The organism is Ochrobactrum sp. RH2CCR150 (assembly GCA_014138095.1).
Taxonomy (GTDB): domain Bacteria; phylum Pseudomonadota; class Alphaproteobacteria; order Rhizobiales; family Rhizobiaceae; genus Brucella; species Brucella gambitense.
In genome coordinates this window covers 19443-40790 of sequence record JACGXE010000018.1, presented here as the reverse complement: position 1 = coordinate 40790, position 21348 = coordinate 19443, and the positions used below count along the sequence as shown (strand labels likewise).

The following is a 21348-nucleotide window of genomic DNA, read 5'->3' as shown; positions in this document are numbered from 1 at the left end:
TATGACGCAAGAAGTGATGGATCGCCGCGCGGCGGTGAACAAGCTTTTGGCAGCGCGCGACGGGGCGCTGGTGGTGACCGGTCTTGGCTCGCCCAGCTATGATGTGCACGCCGCCGGGGACGTAGATAGCAATTACTATCTCTGGGGTGCGATGGGCGGTGCGGCTCTGACCGGCCTTGGCTTGGCACAGGCTCAACGCGACAAGCGAGTGATTGTCATTACCGGCGACGGGGAGATGTTGATGGCCTTTGGTGCGCTGGCCACGATCTCCGTAGCAAAGCCGGCCAATCTCGACATCATTGTACTGGATAACGAGCATTTTGGGGAAACCGGAATGCAATCCAGCCATACCGGACGGGGCATCACATTTGACAAAATTGCCGCTTCTGCAGGGTTTGCGGATACGGCCGAGTTACGCAGTCTGGATGAAGTCGATGGACTGGTCGAGCGTTTGGCCAAGCCCGCCAAAGGTCCGCGACTGTTTGTCCTCAAGATCAAGGCGGAAAATCTGCCGCGCTCATTGCCGCCGCGCGATGCGACATTCGTCAAAAATCGCTTTCGCGCCCATCTGGGTTTTGCAAACTGCTGAGGCAATTCTGGAGAGGGCAGTTGATGACGACTGCCCTCCCATCGTTTTTTGGAAACGGCGGGAAGGGCCGTAAGAGGAGAGACGACATGGCACTACAGCAGTTTCACAATACGATCGGCGGTCGGCTCCAGCCTGTGCGCGATACGTTCGAAACTTTCGATCCCTTCACCGGCAAGCCGTGGGGGCTGATCCCATTGGATGGGCCCGTCGAAGTTGAGGCTGCCGTTGCTGCGGCCAAATCAGCATTCCGATCCCCGGTTTGGGCTGGCCTGACGGCGAGCGCGCGTGGAAAACTGCTGGTGCGACTGGCAGACCTGATTGCGGAAAACGCAACGCGCCTAGCGGCACTCGAAACACGCGACAACGGCAAGCTCATTGTCGAGATGGAAGCGCAGTTGCGCTACATTCCCGAATGGTTCCGCTACTTTGGTGGGCTGGCCGACAAGATCGAAGGCGCGGTCTTGCCGATCGACAAGGCGGGAATGTTCGCCTTCACCCGGCGCGAACCTATCGGCGTCGTTGCGGCGATCGTGCCGTGGAATTCACCGCTGATGTTGCTCACATGGAAGCTGGCGCCATTACTGACCGCCGGCAATACCGTGGTGATCAAGCCCTCGGAACATACCTCTGCTTCCGCATTGGAGTTCGTCAAGCTGTTTGAGCAGGCAGGCTTTCCGCCTGGCGTCGTCAATACAGTCACGGGCATGCCAGTGGATGTCGGCGTGCCGTTGGTCAATCATCCCGATGTGTCGAAAATAGCGTTCACTGGCGGCGAGCCGGGCGGCATTGCCGTCTATCGTGCTGCTGCGGATGGCCTCAAGACTGTCACGCTCGAACTCGGCGGCAAATCCGCCAACATCGTCTTTGCTGACGCCAATATCGACAATGCAGTGAATGGCGCGATCTCGGGCATCTTCGCGGCCTCGGGCCAGACCTGTATCGCCGGTTCGCGCCTGCTCGTTCAGCGCGCGGTCCATGACCGCGTGGTCGAGGGCGTGGTCAAGCTGGCCGGAACGGCGCGTCTCGGCAATCCTGCCGATAAGACAACGCAGGTTGGTCCCATTACCACTCAGGCACAGCGTTCCAAGGTTCTGTCTTACTTCGATATCGCTCGCGGTGAAGGTGCCGAAGCCGTACTTGGCGGCAAGGCGCCGGATGCGGAAGAACTTAGTACCGGATGGTTCGTTGAACCTACGATTTTCTGCGGCGTCAACAACCAGATGCGCATCGCGCGCGAGGAAGTGTTTGGACCGGTTCTGTCTATCATTCCATTCGATGATGAAGAGGAGGCCTACGCCATCGCCAATGATAGTCCCTATGGGTTGGCGGCGGGTCTGTGGACCGGCGACATCGCGCGCGCTATTCGTGGCAGCGCGGCGCTTGAGGCGGGCACGGTCTGGATTAATTCCTATCGCGCGGTGAGCTATATGGCGCCATTCGGGGGTTACAAGCGAAGCGGCGTCGGACGCGAAAGCGGACAGGAGGCTATCAATGCATATCTACAAACCAAGACGGTCTGGATCGATACCGCTGGTGCAGTCGCTAACCCTTTCGTGATCCGCTGAGATGGCTATGACTGATACTAAAAAGGCAAGGATTGTTATCGTCGGTGGCGCAATCATGGGGAGCTTCGCAGCGTGGTTCCTTCGTCGCGAAGGATTTGCAGGCGAAATTACGGTGGTCGAGAAGGACCCGACCTATCAGTTCTGTTCTACAGCACTGTCGGCAGCGTCAATCCGCACGCAGTTTGGTACACCGGTCAACATCTACATGAGCCTGTTCGGCGTGGATTTCTTCCGCCGCATCAAGGAGACCTTCGGTGCTTCCGCGGACATCGGTTATGTAGAAAACGGCTACCTGATCCTTGGCGGGCCGGAAACGATAGAGGCCCGCCGCATAGCCGCAGAAATGCAGCGCGCGGAAGGGGCCGATGTCATCGCCCTGACGCCAGAAGAGGTTGTTGCTCGCTTTCCCTATTTGTCGGTAGAAGACATTGGCGTCGGAACTTTCGGGGTGAGCGGTGAAGGATGGTTCGATGCCTGGTCGCTTCTTTCCTTGGTGCGCGGTGCGGCAAAGGATTTGGGCGTACGATATGTCTCCGCTCGCGCCGACGGCTTCGACATTGAGGGCACGCGCATAAGCGGCGTTCGGTTGAGCGATGGCATGGTTCTTCCCTGCGACTGGTGCGTTATGGCGGCAGGAGCGGCTTCGGGAGCTTTGATGACGGCGCTCGGCCAGCCGTTGCCTGTTACACCACGAAAGCGCACCGTGTTTTCCTTCCGCGTACCTCTGAAGGCTGCGAACTTTCCGATGCTGTTCGACTCCTCGGGCATCTGGATCCGTCCGGAAGGGGAGGGTTTCATTGGCGGCATCCAGCCGCCCTTAGACCGCGACCATGATGCAACAGGCGATTTCGAGCCGCATCACGAACTGATGGAAGAGATCTTCTGGCCAGCGCTCGCAGCGCGCATTCCTGCCATGGAGCAGTTGCGACTGGATCGGTCCTGGGCGGGCCATTACGAGATCAATGCGCTCGATCACAACGGCGTCGTCGGCCTGCATGACGAGATATCCAATCTTGTCTTTTCGACCGGTTTTTCGGGCCACGGCGTCATGCATGCGCCCGCAGCCGGGCGGGGTGTGGCGGAGCTTATCGTAAATGGTGCCTATACCAGCCTCGATTTGTCGCCATTGGGATATCATAGGATTCGCGCGGGCCAGCCGATGCCCGAAAGCATCATCTACTGAAGGAGATTGCCATGAGGTTTGGGGGAAAAGTCGTTGTTATCACGGGTGCTGCGCAGGGAATTGGTCGGGCCACGGCTGAACGCTTCCTCTCGGAAGGCGCCAATGTGGTTATCTCGGATGTTAACGAAGAACGCCTCAAGGTAACGGCGCAAGCAATCGGAACACCTGAAACGCTGCTGTCTGTGATCGCAGATGTAAGCCGCAAGGATCAGGTTGATGCGCTGATCGCCAAGGCGGTCGAGCGGTTTGGTCGGCTTGACGTCATGGTGAACAATGCCGGCATTTGTCCTATCGTACCGTTCCTTGATGTGACCGAGGAAACGTATGACCAGGTGCTCGACGTCAACTTGAAGGGCGCGTTTTTCGGCACCCAGGCCGCTGGTCGCCAGATGATCGCGCAAGGCGGTGGAGGTGTCATCATCATCATGTCATCGATTAATTCGGGCCTCGCTAACCCCAATGTTGCACCCTACGCAATCTCCAAGGGCGGCATGAACCAGATCACGAGCACTGCGGCTGTCGCTTTCGCGCCGCATAACATCCGCGTGGCGGGTGTCGGGCCGGGTACGATTATGAGCGAGATGGTCGCGGGCGATTTCGTCAACAGCGCTGGTCACAAGGCGATCATGATGCGCACCCCAATGGGCCGATATGGCGAACCGAAGGAAATCGCCTCAGTCGTCGCGTTCCTTGCCAGCGACGATGCATCGTTCATCACCGGTGAGACCGTCTATCCCGACGGTGGCCGGCGTGTGCTCAACTACATCATGCCTCTGGCGGAGAATTGATCATGAACCCTGTATTCGAGAAGCTGCATCATATCTGTCTCGTCGTCCACGACATAGACAAGACACAGGCCTATTACGAGTCGATTGGTGTCGGGCCATGGATCGCCTATCCGCCATTGATGGAATATACCGACCTCCACGTGCCCAATCCCGTTGCCTTCGGTAAGATGCAGTATCGTATCTGTAATCTCCCCAACATCCAGTTACAGCTTTGCCAACCAAGCGAGGATCCGTGCCCGCAGCGCACCTTCCTAGAAGAGAAAGGCGAAGGCGTCTTCCATCTCGGTTTCGAGGTGCCGGATGCGGACGCGGCGGAATCGGAGGCCGGAATTCCGGTCAAAATGTCGGGACGCCGCGAGAACCGCACGGGCTTCACCTATTTTGATACGGCGGACGTTGGCGGCGTCGTACTACTGACGCGCTCGACCAACAGGCCCGGTACATGAAATGAAGATAGACCTGAATTCCGATCTTGGTGAGGGTTTCGGCCCATGGACCATGGGCGACGACACGGCAATGCTTGATGTGGTCACCTCGGCCAATATCGCCTGTGGCGGTCACGCCAGCGATCCAGAAACCATGTTTACCGCGCTGCGGCAGGCGACAGCTCGTGGCGTGGTCATCGGTGCGCACCCCGGTTATGCAGATCGCGAAGGGTTTGGTCGACGGGTAATCCCGATGGAGCGGGGCGAGATCGGGCGCATGGTCGCGGCGCAGGTCGGCAGCCTTCAAGGGGTTGCAGCGCTCGCCGCGGCGGAGGTGCGCTATGTGAAACCTCACGGTGCTCTGGGTAATCTTGCTGCGGATGATCGGGCGGTTGCCGAGGCCATCGTCACGGCAGTCGCGGCTTTGCCGGGAAAGCTGGCAATCCTTGCCATATCGGGAACCGAACTGGAGCTGGCTGCGAGGATGGCCGGGCTGGAGGTGTTTTCTGAGATCTTCGCCGACAGGGCCTATATGCCGAACGGACGTCTGGTTCCCCGCTCTCGCGGTGGCGCCGTCTTGTACGATGCTGACGCGGCTGCTGAACGGCTTGTCCGTTTTCTAGACACTGGTCGGATGCCGACGATTGAGGGCGAACCAATCGCACTCGCGGCGCAGTCGATCTGTGTTCACGGCGATACGGCAGGCGCGCTTGCCATGGCACAGACAATCCGAGCAAGACTTGAAAAAGCTGGCGTTTCGGTCGCGGCTTTCCTGAATGGTGAGATGGAATAAAGACAATGGCCAAAGGATATTTGTTTGCCCGGTCCATTGTTGCCAATGCGGTTGCGCTTCACCGGGGAGCTGCTTGACGTGCACGACGTTTCCGGTTTCGAGCGCTCCTATCCCTTCTACAGTCACATCGCCGAACACAGCCTGCTTGTCGAGTTTGGCGACCGGATCGACCACGATATTCATGACGCGGTTCTGCGGCTCGACAACGCGCTGGCGGCGGAACCGTTTGACGGGTTTCTCGAAGCCGTTCCGGCTTACGCCGGAATTCTCATTCGCTTCGATCCGCTATTGATCGATCATGCGGTGGCGGAACGCGCGACGCGACATTTGCTTGGGCGCGCCAACGTCGGTGCTGCAAAACCCGCGTTCCGCGAAGTTCTCGTCTGTTACGACGATGATTTGTCACCTGATCTCGATGTTGTCGCGGATATGAGTGGTCTTGGGCGAGACGCGGTGATCGCTGCGCATCTGGCAGGGCGATACGATGTCTTCATGTATGGCTTTGCACCAGGTTATGCCTATCTTGCCGGTGTTCCAGAGACGATCCATCTGCCGCGCAAGCCAGCGGCTGTGCGCGGGGTTGCAGCGGGCAGCGTGCTGATCGCGGGTCCGCAATGCCTGGTCTCGACGATCACTATGCCGACCGGCTGGTGGATCATCGGCCGCTCTTCCACCCGCATTCTGACCGGCAACGACGACAGGCCGTTCCTTTTCGATGTTGGAGACCAAGTTCGATTTCGCCGCATAAGCCGGGCGGAGTATGATGCGGGGACAGGCGCATGAGTGAGGCAGTCCTGTCCGTTAGCTTTGCTGGCCCACATGTTTCGGTGCAAGATGGCGGCCGTCCCGGCATGATGCGCTATGGCGTTCCCCGATCGGGACCTCTGGACCGCAATTCTTTTGTTGCTGCGAACGTGGCTCTCGGAAATGCGCCAGACGCGCCGGGCATTGAGATTTCCATGGGCGGGCTGACCCTGGAGTGCCTCACCGGCATCGTTAGCTTTGCCGTGGCTGGTGGCGGGTTCGTCGTTGAACATTCTGGACAAAAACGCGGATCCTGGAGCATCGCGACCTTGAAAGCGGGTGAAAAGCTGACCATCCGTCCCGGTCCATGGGGGAGCTGGAGCTATCTCGCGCTTGCTGGCAGGCTTGAGGTGTCGCAATGGCTGGGCAGCGCTGCGACCCATGCGATGTCGGGATTCGGTAGTGGACGTCTGACATCTGGTCAGCGATTGCATGTTCTGGACGCCGGCTGGCGCGAGGAGCACGAGGGTCCGATACCATGTCCAATTTCTGCCCGCCCTCCAAAGGAGGTGCGGGTGACAATGGGACCGCAACAGCGTTTCTTCAGTCCAGAAGCGATTGCAAGTTTTTTATCCGACGGCTGGCGGATGACGGATGCCTGGGATCGCATGGGCGTGCGTCTCGCGGGTCCGGCCATACCGCCGCAATCTACGCTCGACATGCCGTCGGAGCCGATCATGCGCGGCTCGGTGCAGGTCGCCGGAGATGGTGTGGCAACCGTGCTTCTGTCGGACCATCAGACCACCGGCGGTTACCCCAAGATTGCGACGGTTCTCGAATGCGACCTCGATGCATTTGTCCAGCTTCGGCCCCGCGAGCCTATACACTTCCGAGCGGTGACGCCTGCTGAAGCTGTGAACATTGCGCGCATGGCCGCAAGAGGAAATGAGATCTATCAACGGGCAATCTCAAAGGCGCGCGGCACTCTTGCACAGCGCCTGATGTCCGAGAACCTGATCGACGGCGTTGTAAAGGCCGATTGACCCTTCGCGATATCAAGTTGGTGTTGCTACGGCTCTCTTAGACATGGCCCGGCTCAGATAGTTTGAGCTGGGCTGAGAGATTGCACGCGACACTTGGTAGGACTGGCTCTGCGCCAATCTTTGAAATTGACTCCAGTACGGGCGCTCATTGGTCGTGAGCGAGGGAACGCTGTCGACCTATGTCGAAATACGCCTTGAGGGATACAATGTGGGTATAGCGCTTATCGCAGGATTATAGTTTTGCGAACGCTGTATCCCGGCGACATTACATTCAAGAAAAAGTAGCTGGAACGGCTTCAATAACAGAGGGGACGAGCGTCAGGCCAGTACCTGCGTATCATCCATACAGTTTTATCGCTCTTCGTTGAGAACGACAGCACGACTGATGACGCTCGTCATCGGGAGTGGAGCTGCGTGCGCAGCGGGTTACGCGGCACCACACCAAAGTGGGCCGATGAACAACAAGCAAAAGGGGACAAATATGAAATCGGTGATACGCTTCTTTTCAGCTGCTGCATTTTTGGGGGCGGCGATGCCCGCGCAGGCAGATGTTGTGATCGGCACTGTGCTGCCGCTTTCGGGTGTCAATGCCAGCGGCGGCGAGGATTTGCGACGCGGCATGGAGCTTGCGCTCAAGGAGATAAATGCCAAAGGCGGTGTTCTCGGCGAGCCGCTGCGGATCATCTATGAAGATTCAGGCAACAACCCGCAACGTGCGATTGATGCTGCACGCAAGCTCGTTTCCGTCGACAAGGTTGCGCTGGTAATTGGTGAATATTCTTCAGGGATCACAATTCCGCTCGGCCAGTATCTGGTTGGGGAGGGCTTCCCCCACATTAATGCTGTCTCGACTTCCGGTCTGGTGCGCAACATCGGCGCAACCTCCTTTTCGATGGTCGGCCTCGACAACGTCTCCACCAAGTTCGCTGCCGAGGACGTGCTTGCCCATGGCTGGAAGAAGGTTGCCCTGATGGCGATGAACAATGCGTTCGGACAAGGCATCGCCTCGAACTTCGAGCGTCAGTTCAAGGAAATGGGCGGCGAGATATCGACGACAATCATTTATACGTCGGGTCAGACGTCGTACAAACGCGAGCTACAGCAAGCTGAAACCTCGAAACCCGACGCATATGTGTTCACAGCTTATGGCGCGGATGGTGGTTTAATCGTTCAAGAGGCCTATGAACTGGGTCTTCGGGATGAAAAGCCGTGGTATTCGATCCAGATGACTATGCATGACGCGGACACGCCTGCCGAGTTCAAGGAAGGGCTCTTCGGTATGGACGTTGACTACACTGCAGCTGGTAACGACAGCTATCTCAAGTCCTATGAAGCTGCCTACGGTCAGGCCTTTGCATCGGCCTGGAGCGGCTATGCTCATGACACGATTCTGTTTGCAGCAGCGGCATTGAACAAGGCGGGCAGCACAGACCGCGCCGCCGTTATCGATGGTATCAGGAAGGTCGGGGCTGAAGGTATTTCGGGGGTCACCGGCGAGATCAAGCTGGACGATGATGGACAACGCGTCTGGCAACCCTATCAGAAGCTGGTGGTCAAGGACGGCAAACCGACCCGCGTCGAGTAACAGTGGTTCGGCCTGGACGGCGATCCGCCCGGGCCGACAGTGGCGGAAGGTTCGCATGATACAGTTTCTTTTCGATGTGCTGTTCAGGGCAGTGGATCTAGCCTTGATCGCTGTGGCGCTCAGCGCGGTTTATTCCTTGATCCGGTTTCCGAATGTTGCCTTGGTGCAATATGCAGTTGTTGGTGCATTTGTGGGTATGATGCTCCAAAAGATAGGTGTTCCTCTCATCCTCTCCATCATGGTTTCTGCGCTGCTGGTGGGGTTCCTCGCACAGATCTTCAACCAGCTGCTTTTTGAGCGCCTTTTGCGCCGCGACCCGGCTATCGCCCTGATTGGGTCTTTGGCCTTAAGCATGGTGCTTTCCGCGATCTTTCTGTTGGGCTTTGGTCCGGCGGCCCGGCGGTTTTCCGTTCCCGTTACCCCTGCCACCCGCTTCCTCGGCGTGCGTATCACCGAAATGCAATTCATCACCCTCGGTTTGACGGCGGTGATCCTCGTCGGCTTTGCTCTGCTTCTCTTCCGCACGCCACTGGGAAGGGAAATGCGCGCCGTATCGACCAATCCAGTGCTCGCAGCCGCCACGGGGATCAATAACCGTCGGGTGACTGGCTTCGTTATCATCCTGTCCGGAGTGTTGGCGGGCCTTGGTGGTTCGATGCTCGCCCTGCGTGGTTCTGTCAGCATCGATATGGGAACCAACATGCTTCTATCTGTCTTCGCAGCCGCCATTCTCGGTGGTTTGGGCAATGCATTCGGTGCTGTTGTTGGCGCTGTCGTTATCGCAGCAGCCGAAACGCTCATCACCAACGTCAATCTTGGCCCAATTGTCGGTGAGGAGTTCTTCTTCCTCCCGGCAAGCTATGCGCCGGCGGCGTCCTTCGCCCTGCTCATCGCAGTTCTGCTGTTCCGCCCGAGGGGCATCTTTGTCAGCGAGGTGACTCGTGTCTGATTTTCTCGTCCATGTCGCCTCGATTTCCTGCATCTATGCAATCCTTGCACTCAGCCTCAATCTTCAGGCGGGCTATGCCGGGCTGATGAATTTCGGTTTGGTCGCCATGTTCGGTTGCGGCGTTTACGGCGCTGGCCTTGTGCATCGCTTCGGCTTTCCCGTAGCTGCCAGTCTCCCGTTCGCCTTGTGCATGGCTGCGCTGTTGGGTTTGATATTTGCGCGGATCGGGCGCAAGCTGTCTTCGGACTACTGGGGGATCGCGACGCTTTCTATCGCGGAGATTGTCAGAATTTTCGCAACCAATCTTGAAGGGGTCACCGGAGGCGCGCAGGGGATCGCCGGACTACCAACCCTGTTTGCCGAGGTACGCCCATGGGACGGATTTGCCCGGTTGGCATTGTTCTTTGGACTTCTGCTGTTTGTTTGGTGGCTTAGTGACCGACTGATGAAATCGAATTTCGGACTAGGCGTGAAGCTTATGCGCGAGGAGCCCCAGTTCGCGCGGGCGCTTGGCTATGATATCGACGGCATGCGCTCGATCATCATGGTGATTACCTCGATGATCGCAGCGCTCGCGGGTGTGCTATACGCACATTACCTCAGCTTCGTTGGACCGGAATTACTGGTCGCTCCAGAGACGTTCCTGATCTGGTCCATGATCATCGTCGGCGGCATTGCGAACAATAAAGGTGTCATCGCTGGAGCCTTCGCTATGCAATTCATGATGGCCTATGTGCCTTTCGTGAAAGACTATTTTGAGTTGCCTTCGGACTTCGTCGCGGCGGCTCGCCTCCTGTTGACCGGAGGGGTAATCCTGGCCTTCCTTCTCCTTCGTCCGCAAGGAATCTTCCCCGAGCGTATAGGAGGTACTCATGGATGCTGATCTTCTTAACGTCGATGGTCTTGCCGTATCCTTTGGCCTGTTCAAAGTGCTCGAGAACGTCTCCTTCTCAGTCCGACAGGGCGAGATCGTCGGTCTACTGGGACCAAACGGCTCTGGTAAGAGCACGGCGCTCAATGCAATTTCCGGCTTTCTCCCTCGAACTGCGGGAAAAGTCACCTTCGCCGGACAGAACATCTCCGACGCGCGAATACAGACGATCACGGATCTTGGTCTGGTGCGGACATTCCAGCTCCCCTCTATGCCGCATCGGATGACAGTGCGTGAGGTGCTGAAAGCCGGCAGGCGCGATGAGGGCGGTCGCTTCGCAACCGTCTCCTACGGCCAGGAGATTGACGCGCTGCTGGAGGAATTCAAGCTCTCGCATGTTGCGGACAATGCAGCCAGCGCCCTCTCGGGCGGCCAGAAGAAACTACTTTCGGTAGCGGCGGCACTGCGCTCCAATCCAAAGCTCCTTTGCCTTGATGAGCCGACGGCCGGTGTGCATGTGTCGCTCCGGTCAGAACTCATCGCCGTGCTCCGACATTACGTAGCACGTGGTGGGGCTTGCCTGGTGGTCGAGCACGACATGATCTTCATCCGCGAATTATGTACCCGTTGCATCGTGCTGGATCGGGGTGAGATTATCGTCGATTGCGCACCGGGCGAGCTGGAACACAATCCGCGCGTCGTTGAGGCCTATCTCGGTAAAGCCGTCGAAAAAGGGGGAATGGTGCAATGATCGACGCTCAAGACTTGCGCGCCGGTTATGGCGATGGTGCTGATATCCTGAACGGGATTTCCATTACGGCCAGTCAGCGTGAAATCGTGACGATACTCGGCCCGAACGGCTGTGGAAAATCCACACTGCTGAAGACTATCGCCGGGTATTTGAAGCCCCGGGCTGGTGTGGTGACAATGCATGGCAGCGATGTCAGTGCGGTTCCCATTCACAACAAAGTCCGCCACCATAGGGTGGGCTATGTGCCGCAGACGGACAATGTTTTTGGTACGTTGACCGTTGGCGAAAATCTGAGGCTCGGCTCTCGGGCGTTGGATCGTGATATCGCGGGAAAGCGTTACGAGGCGCTGATGACACAATACCCAGCATTGGCATCGAAGCAAAATCGCAAGGCGTCCGCACTGTCCGGCGGCGAGCGTCAGATCCTCTCGCTCGCCCGCGCGCTCATGGCTGGTCCGGAGATCCTTCTTCTTGACGAACCCTCTGCCGGATTGTCGCCCCTGATGTTGCATGAGGTTTTCGACGCTATCGCCTATATTCGTGACACTCAAGGCTTATGCATCGTCATGGTTGAGCAGAACGCTTTTGAGGCGCTCAACGTGGCCGACCGTGCCTATGTGTTATCACTGGGACAGGTGGCAATCCATGCATCTGCTCGCGATCTCCTCGCCGACCCGGCAATGAGAGCTTTGTATCTTGGTGGTCATGTCGAATGAAAGCATCGACATCCATTCGATTGAACAAGATCGTAAGTGTTCAAAAGTTCGGGTGCGTGTCACTTCAGTGATCACAGGCACATACTTTTGGCCAGTTCTCGCAGCCTTCCCAAATGTTGACTGGCAATCAGGTGCGGTTGAAATTCGTTTTGCGCGGCAAGGTCAGCGATTCACGCTACCTAATCGTCGCGTCAAAAAGCAATCATGAAATCTGCAAGATGATTTCGTGTAGGTCCATAAGGACGCTTAACTAGTTGTACTGAGGCTTGTACTGATATGATGCATGAAGGCCTCGGTTGCCGCGGATAGTTCACCATTGGCGAGCGTCAGTTTCATGCCAAGCACGGGGAGAGGTGGCATGGGCGCTCGTATTACATTGAGATCCGGCGGCACCGCGTTCTTGGTCATCACGCTGATAGCGAGTCCCGAGCGCGCTACCGCGATCAGGCCGGCAATGCTGTTACTAGCGTAAGAGATGCTATGTTGCAGCCCGGCTTTGGTCATGGCTTCACAGGCCGCCCGGTGATCCATCGCATTGGAAGCAGGCAATGCGAGCGGTATCCTGTCGCCAAACTCGTGTTCTTCCAGTGTTGCCTTCGCGCCGACCCAGACCATTGCCTCCGTTCGGATGACATCGCTGGCGTCGTTCGGGTTGAGGGTCGAGACTAAAGCTAGGTCAACCTGACCCGAGTGCAACAGGCCACGCAATTCGACCGTGGGCGCGGCGACGACCTTGATATCAACATTGCCGTGGTTGGTGCCAAAGCTCCTGAATATCTTAGGAAAGAAAGCCAGAAGATAGTCTTCCGGGCAGCCAAAGACGATGGACCCCTTAAGACCGCGATCTGAGAAAGCTGCAAGCGCTTCATCATGTGCTTTCAAGATACGCTCGGCATAGGTGAGAAATTTTTCGCCCGCGCTCGTGAGCCGAACACCGCTTCCGCTGCGATGCATAAGCGTTTGCCCAAGCGCCTCTTCAAGCCGCTGCATTTGCATGGTCACAGCCGATTGCGTTCGCCCGACCTGCAGCGCTGCCGTGCTGAGCGAGCCGGTTTGTGCGGCGCGAACAAATGTCTGCAACAAGCGGGGGTCTAAGGATGCCTGCATATCAATTTTCCTGATAACTCAAAGCCATGATTATCAAATTTACTTGGAACTATCCAGCTGCAATGGTTGTTGAAAATCCGGCTGGAGAACCGTCATGTCAAACAACCTAGAGCCTGAATTCTGGACCAATGTCGACAAGCACCTGATCCGATATGGCGGCGTGTTCGACCCGGCGATCATCGAGCGGGCTGAAGGCTGTTTCGTTTACGATGCCGACGACAGACCTATTCTCGACTTCACCTCCGGACAAATGAGCGCTCTGCTCGGCCATTCTCATCCGGCAATTGTCGAGAGAGTAAAAGGACAGGTTGAAACTGTCGCCCATCTGTTCAGCGGCATGCTTTCGCGACCCGTCGTCGAGCTTGCAAGAAGGCTTGCGCTCGTGGCACCTGGTCTCGATAAAGTGCTGCTTCTCTCCACCGGTGCTGAATCGAACGAAGCTGCGATTCGCATGGCAAAGCTGGTAACTGGCAAACACGAAATTGTAGCGTTCTCCAAGAGTTGGCACGGCATGACGGGTGCTGCCGCCTCTGCGACCTATTCCGCCGGGCGCAAAGGCTATGGCCCGGCAATGGCCGGATCGATCACCGTTCCGGCACCCAACACATTCCGCCCGCGCTTCAAAAAGGCCGACGGCTCCATTGATTGGCTTGCTGAACTTGACGACGCCTTCGCCTTGGTCGACGCCCAGTCAATTGGTAGCCTCGCTGCGTTCATCGCCGAACCTATCCTCTCCAGCGGCGGCATGCTGGAACTGCCTGAAGGATATCTCGGCGCACTTAGAGAAAAATGCCATGAACGCGGCATGCTTCTCATCCTTGACGAAGCGCAGACGGGAATTGGCCGCACCGGTGAAATGTTCGCCTATCAGCGCGACGGTGTGACACCGGATATCCTGACTATCTCCAAGACAATCGGTGCGGGGCTGCCGTTGTCAGCCGTGTTGACGACGACCAAGATCGAGCAGGAGGCCTTCGAGCGTGGCTTTCTCTTTTATACGACCCACGTATCAGACCCGCTGCCGGCAGCGGTTGGTCTGGCGGTTCTGGATGTTGTCGCCGAACAGGATCTGGTCGAGCGCGCTCGCCATCTTGGCAATAGGCTGATCGATGGCCTCAATGCCATCAAGCAGCGTTACGAATGTGTAGGCGATGTTCGCGGTCGCGGGCTCTTTGTGGGCATGGAAATTGTAACGGACCGCACGAGCCGACAACCGGATCATGAATTGGGCGCACGCATCGCGAAAGAAGCATTCAATCGCGGCTTGAACATGAACATCGTAAAGCTGCCGGGCATGGGCGCCGTCTTCCGCATTGCACCGCCATTGATCATCACCGAACAAGAAATCGATCTCGGCCTCGATATCATCGCCCAATCCATCGAACACGAACTCATGACATATCAAAAGGCAGCAGCAGAATGATAAACGCGGCAACGCCAGTTCCTGCGGAACAAGAACAGCCGCAGACAATCCGCGTCTTGGTAGCAAAACTTGGCCTCGACGGTCATGACCGCGGTGCAAAAGTCGTTGCGCGCGTTCTGCGCGACGCCGGTATGGAGGTCATTTATACCGGGCTCTACAAAACGCCGCTTCAGGTCGTTCAGGCGGCCATTCAGGAAGACGTTGACGTCATCGGCGTCAGCTTGCTTTCAGGCTCCCACGTGCCATTGTTTCGCGAACTCGGACGCTGCCTGAAAGAACAGGGCGCAGGGCACATCTTTGTCGTTGCAGGCGGAGTGATCCCTGAACAGGACTATGCGGCTTTGCTTGAAGGAGGCGTGGATGCCATCGTGCCGCAAGAAGCGCGTGTGGAGACAATCGTTACAACCATCACCGATCTTGTAACGTCCCGTGGCCGCATATGACAGCAGTCGCTCAAGCCACCACACGGACGAAAGCCACCTACAGACCATCGCAGGAATTCGTCGCCGATGTGCTTGCCGGAGACATTCTGGCTATCGCCCGGATGATTTCGCGGGCCGAGACAGGAATTGCCGAAGCAAGTACTGCATTGGCGGATATCTACCGGCATGCGGGTAAGGCTCATATCATTGGCATCACCGGTGTACCGGGTGCTGGAAAATCGACACTCGTTTCGGCACTCATAAAGGCATTTGCCGCTGACGGTCACAAGGTCGGCGTGGTTGCAGTAGACCCCAGCAGTCCCTATTCCGGCGGTGCGATCCTTGGTGACCGCGTGCGCATGAGCGACAATGCTCAGGCGAACAACGCATTCGTCCGCAGCATGGCGACACGCGGCCATCTGGGGGGGCTTGCACCCGCCACCTTACAGGCTGTCGATGTGCTCGATGCCGCAGGCTATTCACCGATCATTATCGAAACCGTTGGTGTCGGCCAAGATGAAGTTGAAGTCGTTTCTGCGGCGCACACGGTTGTGGTGCTTTCCGCACCAGGTCTTGGTGACGATGTTCAGGCGATCAAGGCAGGCATTCTGGAAATTGCCGATATCCATACAGTCAGCAAGGCGGACAAGCCGGAGGCAGCCGCGACACTTGCGGCACTGAAAGCCATGATGACCCTAGGGGGACCGGCGGAACAGACATCCTGGACTGTTCCAGTTTTCGCGGTCAGCCCGGTTACAGGCGACAAGGTGAGCAATCTCAAAGAACTGATCCAGCAGCACTGGATTCATCTCAATAACACTGGCGAGCTTGCGGCCCGCCAACGAAAAATCTGCATGACACGAATATTGGGTGCCGCGCGTCGCTTGTTTCACAAGCGTTTCGTAACTGGCGCAACCGAGATCGAAAACCTGCTGCAATCGGTGTTGGAGCGGCGAGACGATCCGGAGACGGCGGCACGCACTCTTCTCAGCCGTAGAGAGGCTTTGAAATGACAAAACTATATCGGGAAGAAGCAATCGGGAACATCAGTGCGGCGCAGGCCACATGGGAAGCCAATGAACTTGCCGCCATACTCGCCAATCGTCCCGAAGAGAAAGCCGAATACGAAACCGAATGCGGCATTCCGCTGAAGCGTGTCTATACGGCGGCAGATGTCGCCGATATCCCTGCCGATGCGCTCGGCTTTCCCGGAGCCTATCCTTTCACGCGTGGACCCTATCCAACCATGTATCGGGGACGTCCCTGGACAATCCGGCAGGTTGCCGGGTTTGGAAATCCGGAAGCCACCAATCAACGCTACAAATACATGGTTCAGACCGGACAGACCGGCCTCTCCACCGATTTCGATCTACCCACGCTGCTCGGTCTTGATTCAGACGATCCGATGGCATTTGGCGAAGTAGGCCGATGCGGTGTTGCCATTGATACGATCGATGATGTCGATCGCCTGTTCGACGGGATCGATCTCGAACAAATCTCAGTATCCCTCACGATCAATCCATCGGCCTGGGTCATCTATGCCATGTATGTGGCCGTTGCCGAAAGCCGTGGCTACGATCTGACGAAGCTTGCAGGCACTTTGCAGGCTGATCCGCTGAAGGAATATGTCGCGCAGAAAGAATGGATTTATCCGGTTCGCCCCGCTGTGCGGCTGCTGCGTGACCTGATCATGTATAGCGCCAAGGCCACGCCGAAGCTCAATCCGATCAGTCTCAGCGGCTACCACCTTTCCGACGTCGGCGGCAATGCGATCCAGGAGATCGCCTTCATCATGGCCTTCACCACAGCCTATTGCGAAGAGGTGATTGCCGCCGGCATGGACATCGACGACTTCGCGCCGCGTCTCTCTTTCTTCTTCATCAGCCAACAGGACTTCTTCGAACAAATCTGCAAGTTCCGGGCCGCAAGACGGGTCTATGCCAAACTGATGGCTGAACGTTTCGGCGCGAAGAAAGCGGAGTCGATGCGGTTGCGTGTGCATGTGCAGACCGCTGCCATGAGCCTGACCAAAGTCGAGCACCAGAACAATCTGGTGCGCACGGCAATTCAGGCACTCGGTGCCGTTCTGGGTGGATGTCAGAGCATGCACACCAACGGGCTGGATGAAGCTTTTGCTATTCCGACCGAAGAAGCCATGAAACTCGCCATCCGCACCCAGCAGATTATTCGTGACGAAATCAATGTAACGTCTGTGGTTGATCCTCTTGGCGGTTCCTTTTTCGTTGAGCGCCTGACGCACGATATGGAAGAGGAAATCTGGAAGGTCCTGAACAAGGTTGACGAGCGCGGCGGCGCAATCAAGCTTGTCGAGGAAGGCTGGTTTCAGCAACAGCTGGCCGATTCCGCCTATGCGACATTCAAGAAGATCGAAACTGGTGAAAAGGTTTCCGTCGGCGTCAATCGTTATGTCGATGAGACGGCTACGAGCGCTGATGTCGACATCCATCCCTATGACGAGGAATGCACCCAGGTTCAGATCGACCGCCTCAATGCCGTGCGTGCAAGCCGCGATAATGAGCATATCAAGACCTTGATGGCGGAACTGGTTGCGCAGGCGCAAACCGACGACGCAAACCTTTTGCCGAAAACCATAGAACTCGTGAAAGCAAAGGCGTCGCTCGGCGAGATATGCCGCGCGTTGCGCGACACCTGGGGCGCTTATGACGAGCCAATGATCGTATGAGACATAAAATGGGAAATACTGTTGTCGTTCATGTGGATGGCGTCATTGCCTGGGTCAAGCTCAACCGACCTGACAGGCTGAACGCCATGAACCGGGCTTTGGTGGATGATCTTTCTGCTGTACTGGATCAAATCGAGGCTGACGAGAATATCCGCGCCATCATTTTGCATGGCGAAGGGCGCGCATTCTGCTCAGGCGATGACCTGCAGGATCTCGATAATCAGACCACGTCGGCTGATGCGGCGCAGGCATGGGTTGAATCCATTCAGGCGATCACTTTGAAGATCATGGGATCAAAAAAGATCATCATCGCCGCCATTCATGGCTGGTGCGTCGGCGGCGCGCTCGAATGGGCTATCAATTGCGATTTCCGGATATTTGCCAAAACAGCACGCTGGTTCTTTCCCGAAGTCACCTACGGGTTCTTTGTCACCGGCGGCGTCACCGCCTTGCTGACCAAACACATTGGTCCGCAGGCTGCGAAGGAACTCATCATTCTGGGCGAGCGTCACGATGCCGCCAAGGCGCTTCAAGTAGGGATCGCCTGGAAAGTCGTTCCAGACGAAGAATTGCTGAAGGAAGCGCGGGCGCTCGCGCTAAAAATAGCTGACCGTCCGGCAGCATCAGTTGCAGCAATCAAAGAGGCGATTAACGAAGGTTTCCATTCGTCGCTTGAACAGGCCATGGCGCGTGAAACACGCGCTACCGTCTCCGGTTTCCTGTCGCCTGACGCGCAGATGCGCGCGAAGCACTATTAAGCAGATGGGGTTGGCGATGGATCAAATCCCCCTGCAAACGGTCATTCCTGGACAGAGCGATAGTGCTATCGAGATGCGGGTACTGCCCAAAATTCTTGCGCATCAGGCAGAGATGCTGGGCGACAGGCCCTTTATCGACGTCTGTGGTCGCAAAGCCAGCTTCCGGGATATGCACCACATTTCGAACCGGCTCGCCAACGGCCTGCGCGCTCTTGGCGTCGAAAGATCGGACCGCGTGGCACTTTTGCTGCCCAATTGTTTTGAATTTGTCGCGATCTGGTTTGCCGTTGCAAAACTGGGTGCTATCGAAGCCCCGAACAATCCAGACCTTAAGGGCGAGCTTTTAAGCCACAATCTGAACAATTGCGGCGCGAAAGTGCTGGTTGCCGATGCGAAAAGGCTGAGCGACCTTGCCAATATTCAGGACCAGTTACCGCTTATCGAAACGCTCGTCCTGATCGATACGACTGCCACTGCCGCGCGAGCAGCCGGTTTGACCATCGAGCAAATCGTCACTTTCGACGAATGCATGACCCAACCGGATGAGTTCGACACGGTTGATACTCACTATTCTGATCCAATGGCGATCCTCTATACGTCTGGTACGACCGGCCCTGCTAAAGGCGTTTTGATGTCGCATCATCATTGCTATTGCTGGACCATGGCGATGGCCCTCAATCTCGGCTACACAGCAGCCGACAGCTATTTCTGTACGTTGCCTCTTTTCCATACCGACGCGCAGATGTTTGGGGTCTATCTTCCGCTCATCTTTGGAACGCAAACCACTCTGGTCGAAAGTTTCAGCGCATCGCGTTTCTGGGAACAGGTACGCACCAGCGGGGCGACAGCCACGAACCTGCTCGGTGCCATGGGTGTCATTCTCGCCCGGGCAGAACCAAAGGCGGGCGATGGCAATAATCCTCTTCGGGTCTGTCAGTGTATTCCAATGGTTCCTGATAAAGCCGCGTTTGAGCGCCGCTACGCCATGAAACTCGTCACCGGCTACGGCCAAACCGAAACCAGCTTCGTGACGCTCGATACACCTGGCACAACGCGCGACGGATCATGCGGAAAACCTCATCCCGACTGGGAAGTGGCAATCGTTGATAAGCACGACCGACCCGTTGCAGCCGGCGCGGTTGGGGAAATCGTCTCACGCCCGAAAAAGAACTGGTACATGTTTTCCGGCTACTATCGGGCCGAAGCCAGAACCGTCCAGACGCTGCGCAATCTCTGGTACCACTCCGGTGATGCCGGCTATCAGGATGAGGATGGCTGGTTCTATTTCAAGCATAGGCTGAACGAAGCAATTCGGCGACGTGGGGAAAATATCTCCGCTTTTGAGGTCGAGACAATTGCCGAAGCGCATACCGACATTGTCGAGAGTGCTGCATTTGGGGTGCCCTCAGAGTTCACCGAAGAAGACATCATGCTGGTGGCCATGCGCCGACCGGGATCTGCACTGACACCAGCTGACTTGGTGGAGCATTTTCGCGCTCAGGCGCCACGTCATATGACCCCGCGTTACATCGAGTTTACCGAAGGTCCGCTGCCGCGGACCCCAACGGAAAAGATTGCCCGCAGCGAACTAAAAAAGAGGGGAGTGACTGCGGAAGCATTTGACCGTGGGACACGCTAACGCGCGTCACCCGGCCCAAGAGGTCCTGAAAACAAGGGAAATCTACGCATGTGGGCAGCGTAGGCAGGGACACAGTTTATGCCCGCGAATAAAATGGGAGACTTTCATGAAACGGATACTGCTTCCGGCAATCAGTTTGTCAGTCGTACTTTCTCTGGCCGGCGTTGCCTCCGCCGATATCGTGGTTGGCGTGGCTGGCCCAATCACCGGCCCCAATGCTGCATTCGGTGCCCAGTTTCAAAAAGGCGCGGAACAGGCGGCGAACGATATCAACGCAAAAGGCGGTATACTTGGCCAGAAAATCAAGGTTGAGATCGGCGATGACGTTTCCGATCCAAAGCAAGGGATTTCGGTCGCCAACAAATTCGCTGCTGATGGCGTGAAATACGTCATCGGTCACTATAATTCGGGCGTTTCTATTCCTGCGTCAGAAGTCTATGCAGAAAACGGTGTGCTGGAATTCTCACCAGCGTCCACCAATCCACAATATACCGAACGCGATCTTTGGAACACGTTCCGCACCTGCGGCCGCGATGACCAGCAGGGCAAAGTGGCCGGCGACTATATCGTCGAGCATTTCAAGGACGCCAAAATCGCCATCGTTCATGACAAGACGCCTTACGGGGTCGGGTTGGTCGATGTCGCCAAGAAGGTGCTGAACGACGCTGGCGTCAAGGAAGTGCTCTATGAGGGCATTAATCAGGGTGATAAAGACTTCTCAGCACTCATCAGCAAGATGAAAGAGTCGGGCGTTTCGCTGATCTATTTCGGCGGTCTCCATACGGAAGCCGGGCTGATCATGCGCCAGTCTGCCGATCAGGGGCTGAAGGCTACGCTTTTTTCCGGCGACGGCATGGTCTCCAATGAGCTTGCCTCCATCGCAGGCGATGCGGTCATCGGCACATTGAACACATTCGCGCCCGATCCGCGCAAGAATCCGGCGGCGAAAGAACTCGTTGAGAAGTACCGCGCGCAGGGCTTCGAGCCGGAAGCCTATACGCTTTATTCCTATGCCGCGATGCAGATCATCACACAGGCCATCGAAAAACTTGGCTCTGCCGACGATGCGCAAAAAGTGGCCGAGACAATCAAATCGGGCGGAGCCTGGCCAACAGTGATCGGCCAGATCAGTTATGATGCAAAAGGTGACATTACCCGGCCGGACTATGTTGTCTATGAGTGGACGAAAGGCGAGAACGGCAAGCCAAGTTATGGGGAAAAATAGTTCAAGTCGCCTTCTGTGTTGAGGTCAATACTTGAGTTCTCTTTCGCACCATTCACCACTATTCACCT

The 21348-nt window shown here is 56.8% G+C and carries 21 protein-coding genes; 20 read left to right on the top strand and 1 reads right to left on the bottom strand.

Going from position 1 to position 21348, the window contains the following annotated elements; all coding sequences use genetic code 11:
• Nucleotide 1 precedes the first annotated feature (1 nt).
• From FHW03_RS23020 to FHW03_RS22960, 13 genes are all read left to right on the top strand, one after another.
• Nucleotides 2–589 (top strand): thiamine pyrophosphate-dependent enzyme, encoded by a 588-nt coding sequence (locus FHW03_RS23020; RefSeq protein WP_182522768.1) that lies wholly within the window; start codon nt 2–4, stop codon nt 587–589.
• Nucleotides 590–675: 86 nt separating this feature from the next.
• The gene (locus tag FHW03_RS23015) at nt 676–2154 is read left to right on the top strand and encodes an aldehyde dehydrogenase (protein WP_182522767.1); all 1479 of its coding nucleotides are present in this window, start codon (nt 676–678) and stop codon (nt 2152–2154) included.
• Between the two features lie 7 nt (nt 2155–2161).
• Nucleotides 2162–3337 (top strand): FAD-binding oxidoreductase, encoded by a 1176-nt coding sequence (locus FHW03_RS23010; RefSeq protein WP_182522766.1) that lies wholly within the window; start codon nt 2162–2164, stop codon nt 3335–3337.
• 11 nt (nt 3338–3348) lie between these two features.
• The gene (locus tag FHW03_RS23005) at nt 3349–4125 is read left to right on the top strand and encodes an SDR family oxidoreductase (protein WP_182522765.1); all 777 of its coding nucleotides are present in this window, start codon (nt 3349–3351) and stop codon (nt 4123–4125) included.
• Nucleotides 4126–4127: 2 nt separating this feature from the next.
• A complete protein-coding gene (locus tag FHW03_RS23000; protein ID WP_182522764.1) occupies nt 4128–4571 on the top strand; it encodes a VOC family protein in 444 nt (147 codons plus the stop codon).
• Nucleotide 4572: 1 nt separating this feature from the next.
• Nucleotides 4573–5343, top strand: coding sequence for a 5-oxoprolinase subunit PxpA (locus tag FHW03_RS22995; protein ID WP_182522763.1), 771 nt, complete (start codon nt 4573–4575; stop codon nt 5341–5343).
• A gap of 126 nt (nt 5344–5469) precedes the next feature.
• Entirely contained in the window at nt 5470–6126 is a 657-nt protein-coding gene (locus FHW03_RS22990; protein ID WP_377515554.1) for an allophanate hydrolase subunit 1, read from the top strand.
• The gene (locus FHW03_RS22985) at nt 6123–7130 is read left to right on the top strand and encodes a biotin-dependent carboxyltransferase family protein (protein WP_182522762.1); all 1008 of its coding nucleotides are present in this window, start codon (nt 6123–6125) and stop codon (nt 7128–7130) included. Before FHW03_RS22990 ends, FHW03_RS22985 begins: the two co-directional genes overlap by 4 nt.
• 481 nt (nt 7131–7611) lie before the next feature.
• The gene (locus FHW03_RS22980; RefSeq protein ID WP_182522761.1) at nt 7612–8715 is read left to right on the top strand and encodes an ABC transporter substrate-binding protein; all 1104 of its coding nucleotides are present in this window, start codon (nt 7612–7614) and stop codon (nt 8713–8715) included.
• Nucleotides 8716–8770: 55 nt separating this feature from the next.
• On the top strand, nt 8771–9664 hold the full coding sequence (locus tag FHW03_RS22975) for a branched-chain amino acid ABC transporter permease (RefSeq protein WP_182522760.1): 894 nt from the start codon (nt 8771–8773) through the stop codon (nt 9662–9664).
• A complete protein-coding gene (locus FHW03_RS22970; RefSeq protein ID WP_182522759.1) occupies nt 9657–10547 on the top strand; it encodes a branched-chain amino acid ABC transporter permease in 891 nt (296 codons plus the stop codon). The genes FHW03_RS22975 and FHW03_RS22970 overlap by 8 nt, the downstream gene beginning before the upstream one ends.
• Nucleotides 10537–11286: an ATP-binding cassette domain-containing protein gene (locus tag FHW03_RS22965; RefSeq protein ID WP_182522758.1), complete on the top strand. Its 750-nt coding sequence runs from the start codon at nt 10537–10539 to the stop codon at nt 11284–11286. Before FHW03_RS22970 ends, FHW03_RS22965 begins: the two co-directional genes overlap by 11 nt.
• A complete protein-coding gene (locus FHW03_RS22960; RefSeq protein ID WP_182522757.1) occupies nt 11283–12002 on the top strand; it encodes an ABC transporter ATP-binding protein in 720 nt (239 codons plus the stop codon). The genes FHW03_RS22965 and FHW03_RS22960 overlap by 4 nt, the downstream gene beginning before the upstream one ends.
• A 246-nt stretch (nt 12003–12248) precedes the next feature.
• On the opposite strand, the gene FHW03_RS22955 is transcribed toward FHW03_RS22960, so the two are convergent.
• The gene (locus tag FHW03_RS22955; protein WP_182522756.1) at nt 12249–13109 is read right to left on the bottom strand and encodes a LysR family transcriptional regulator; all 861 of its coding nucleotides are present in this window, start codon (nt 13107–13109) and stop codon (nt 12249–12251) included.
• A 94-nt stretch (nt 13110–13203) separates the two neighbouring features.
• On the opposite strand from FHW03_RS22955, the gene FHW03_RS22950 reads away from it, so the two are divergent.
• From FHW03_RS22950 to FHW03_RS22920, 7 genes are all read left to right on the top strand, one after another.
• The gene (locus tag FHW03_RS22950) at nt 13204–14532 is read left to right on the top strand and encodes an aspartate aminotransferase family protein (protein WP_182522755.1); all 1329 of its coding nucleotides are present in this window, start codon (nt 13204–13206) and stop codon (nt 14530–14532) included.
• Complete coding sequence (locus FHW03_RS22945; RefSeq protein WP_182522754.1) at nt 14529–14975, top strand: cobalamin B12-binding domain-containing protein; 447 nt, start codon at nt 14529–14531, stop codon at nt 14973–14975. The genes FHW03_RS22950 and FHW03_RS22945 overlap by 4 nt, the downstream gene beginning before the upstream one ends.
• The gene (meaB, locus tag FHW03_RS22940) at nt 14972–15967 is read left to right on the top strand and encodes a methylmalonyl Co-A mutase-associated GTPase MeaB (protein ID WP_182522753.1); all 996 of its coding nucleotides are present in this window, start codon (nt 14972–14974) and stop codon (nt 15965–15967) included. The genes FHW03_RS22945 and meaB overlap by 4 nt, the downstream gene beginning before the upstream one ends.
• On the top strand, nt 15964–17658 hold the full coding sequence (locus tag FHW03_RS22935) for a methylmalonyl-CoA mutase family protein (protein ID WP_182522752.1): 1695 nt from the start codon (nt 15964–15966) through the stop codon (nt 17656–17658). The genes meaB and FHW03_RS22935 overlap by 4 nt, the downstream gene beginning before the upstream one ends.
• An 8-nt stretch (nt 17659–17666) precedes the next feature.
• The gene (locus FHW03_RS22930; protein WP_182522751.1) at nt 17667–18416 is read left to right on the top strand and encodes an enoyl-CoA hydratase/isomerase family protein; all 750 of its coding nucleotides are present in this window, start codon (nt 17667–17669) and stop codon (nt 18414–18416) included.
• 16 nt (nt 18417–18432) lie between these two features.
• On the top strand, nt 18433–20055 hold the full coding sequence (locus FHW03_RS22925; protein ID WP_377515523.1) for an AMP-binding protein: 1623 nt from the start codon (nt 18433–18435) through the stop codon (nt 20053–20055).
• A gap of 106 nt (nt 20056–20161) precedes the next feature.
• Nucleotides 20162–21280: a branched-chain amino acid ABC transporter substrate-binding protein gene (locus tag FHW03_RS22920; RefSeq protein ID WP_182522749.1), complete on the top strand. Its 1119-nt coding sequence runs from the start codon at nt 20162–20164 to the stop codon at nt 21278–21280.
• Nucleotides 21281–21348 lie beyond the last annotated feature (68 nt).

Coding starts and splice junctions, on each gene's coding strand:
- FHW03_RS23020 (WP_182522768.1), top strand. CDS start 2: ATGACGCAAGAAGTGATGGATCGCCGCGCGGCGGTGAACAAGCTTTTG.
- FHW03_RS23015 (WP_182522767.1), top strand. CDS start 676: ATGGCACTACAGCAGTTTCACAATACGATCGGCGGTCGGCTCCAGCCT.
- FHW03_RS23010 (WP_182522766.1), top strand. CDS start 2,162: ATGACTGATACTAAAAAGGCAAGGATTGTTATCGTCGGTGGCGCAATC.
- FHW03_RS23005 (WP_182522765.1), top strand. CDS start 3,349: ATGAGGTTTGGGGGAAAAGTCGTTGTTATCACGGGTGCTGCGCAGGGA.
- FHW03_RS23000 (WP_182522764.1), top strand. CDS start 4,128: ATGAACCCTGTATTCGAGAAGCTGCATCATATCTGTCTCGTCGTCCAC.
- FHW03_RS22995 (WP_182522763.1), top strand. CDS start 4,573: ATGAAGATAGACCTGAATTCCGATCTTGGTGAGGGTTTCGGCCCATGG.
- FHW03_RS22985 (WP_182522762.1), top strand. CDS start 6,123: ATGAGTGAGGCAGTCCTGTCCGTTAGCTTTGCTGGCCCACATGTTTCG.
- FHW03_RS22980 (WP_182522761.1), top strand. CDS start 7,612: ATGAAATCGGTGATACGCTTCTTTTCAGCTGCTGCATTTTTGGGGGCG.
- FHW03_RS22975 (WP_182522760.1), top strand. CDS start 8,771: ATGATACAGTTTCTTTTCGATGTGCTGTTCAGGGCAGTGGATCTAGCC.
- FHW03_RS22965 (WP_182522758.1), top strand. CDS start 10,537: ATGGATGCTGATCTTCTTAACGTCGATGGTCTTGCCGTATCCTTTGGC.
- FHW03_RS22960 (WP_182522757.1), top strand. CDS start 11,283: ATGATCGACGCTCAAGACTTGCGCGCCGGTTATGGCGATGGTGCTGAT.
- FHW03_RS22955 (WP_182522756.1), bottom strand. CDS start 13,109: ATGCAGGCATCCTTAGACCCCCGCTTGTTGCAGACATTTGTTCGCGCC.
- FHW03_RS22950 (WP_182522755.1), top strand. CDS start 13,204: ATGTCAAACAACCTAGAGCCTGAATTCTGGACCAATGTCGACAAGCAC.
- FHW03_RS22945 (WP_182522754.1), top strand. CDS start 14,529: ATGATAAACGCGGCAACGCCAGTTCCTGCGGAACAAGAACAGCCGCAG.
- meaB (WP_182522753.1), top strand. CDS start 14,972: ATGACAGCAGTCGCTCAAGCCACCACACGGACGAAAGCCACCTACAGA.
- FHW03_RS22935 (WP_182522752.1), top strand. CDS start 15,964: ATGACAAAACTATATCGGGAAGAAGCAATCGGGAACATCAGTGCGGCG.
- FHW03_RS22930 (WP_182522751.1), top strand. CDS start 17,667: ATGGGAAATACTGTTGTCGTTCATGTGGATGGCGTCATTGCCTGGGTC.
- FHW03_RS22925 (WP_377515523.1), top strand. CDS start 18,433: ATGGATCAAATCCCCCTGCAAACGGTCATTCCTGGACAGAGCGATAGT.
- FHW03_RS22920 (WP_182522749.1), top strand. CDS start 20,162: ATGAAACGGATACTGCTTCCGGCAATCAGTTTGTCAGTCGTACTTTCT.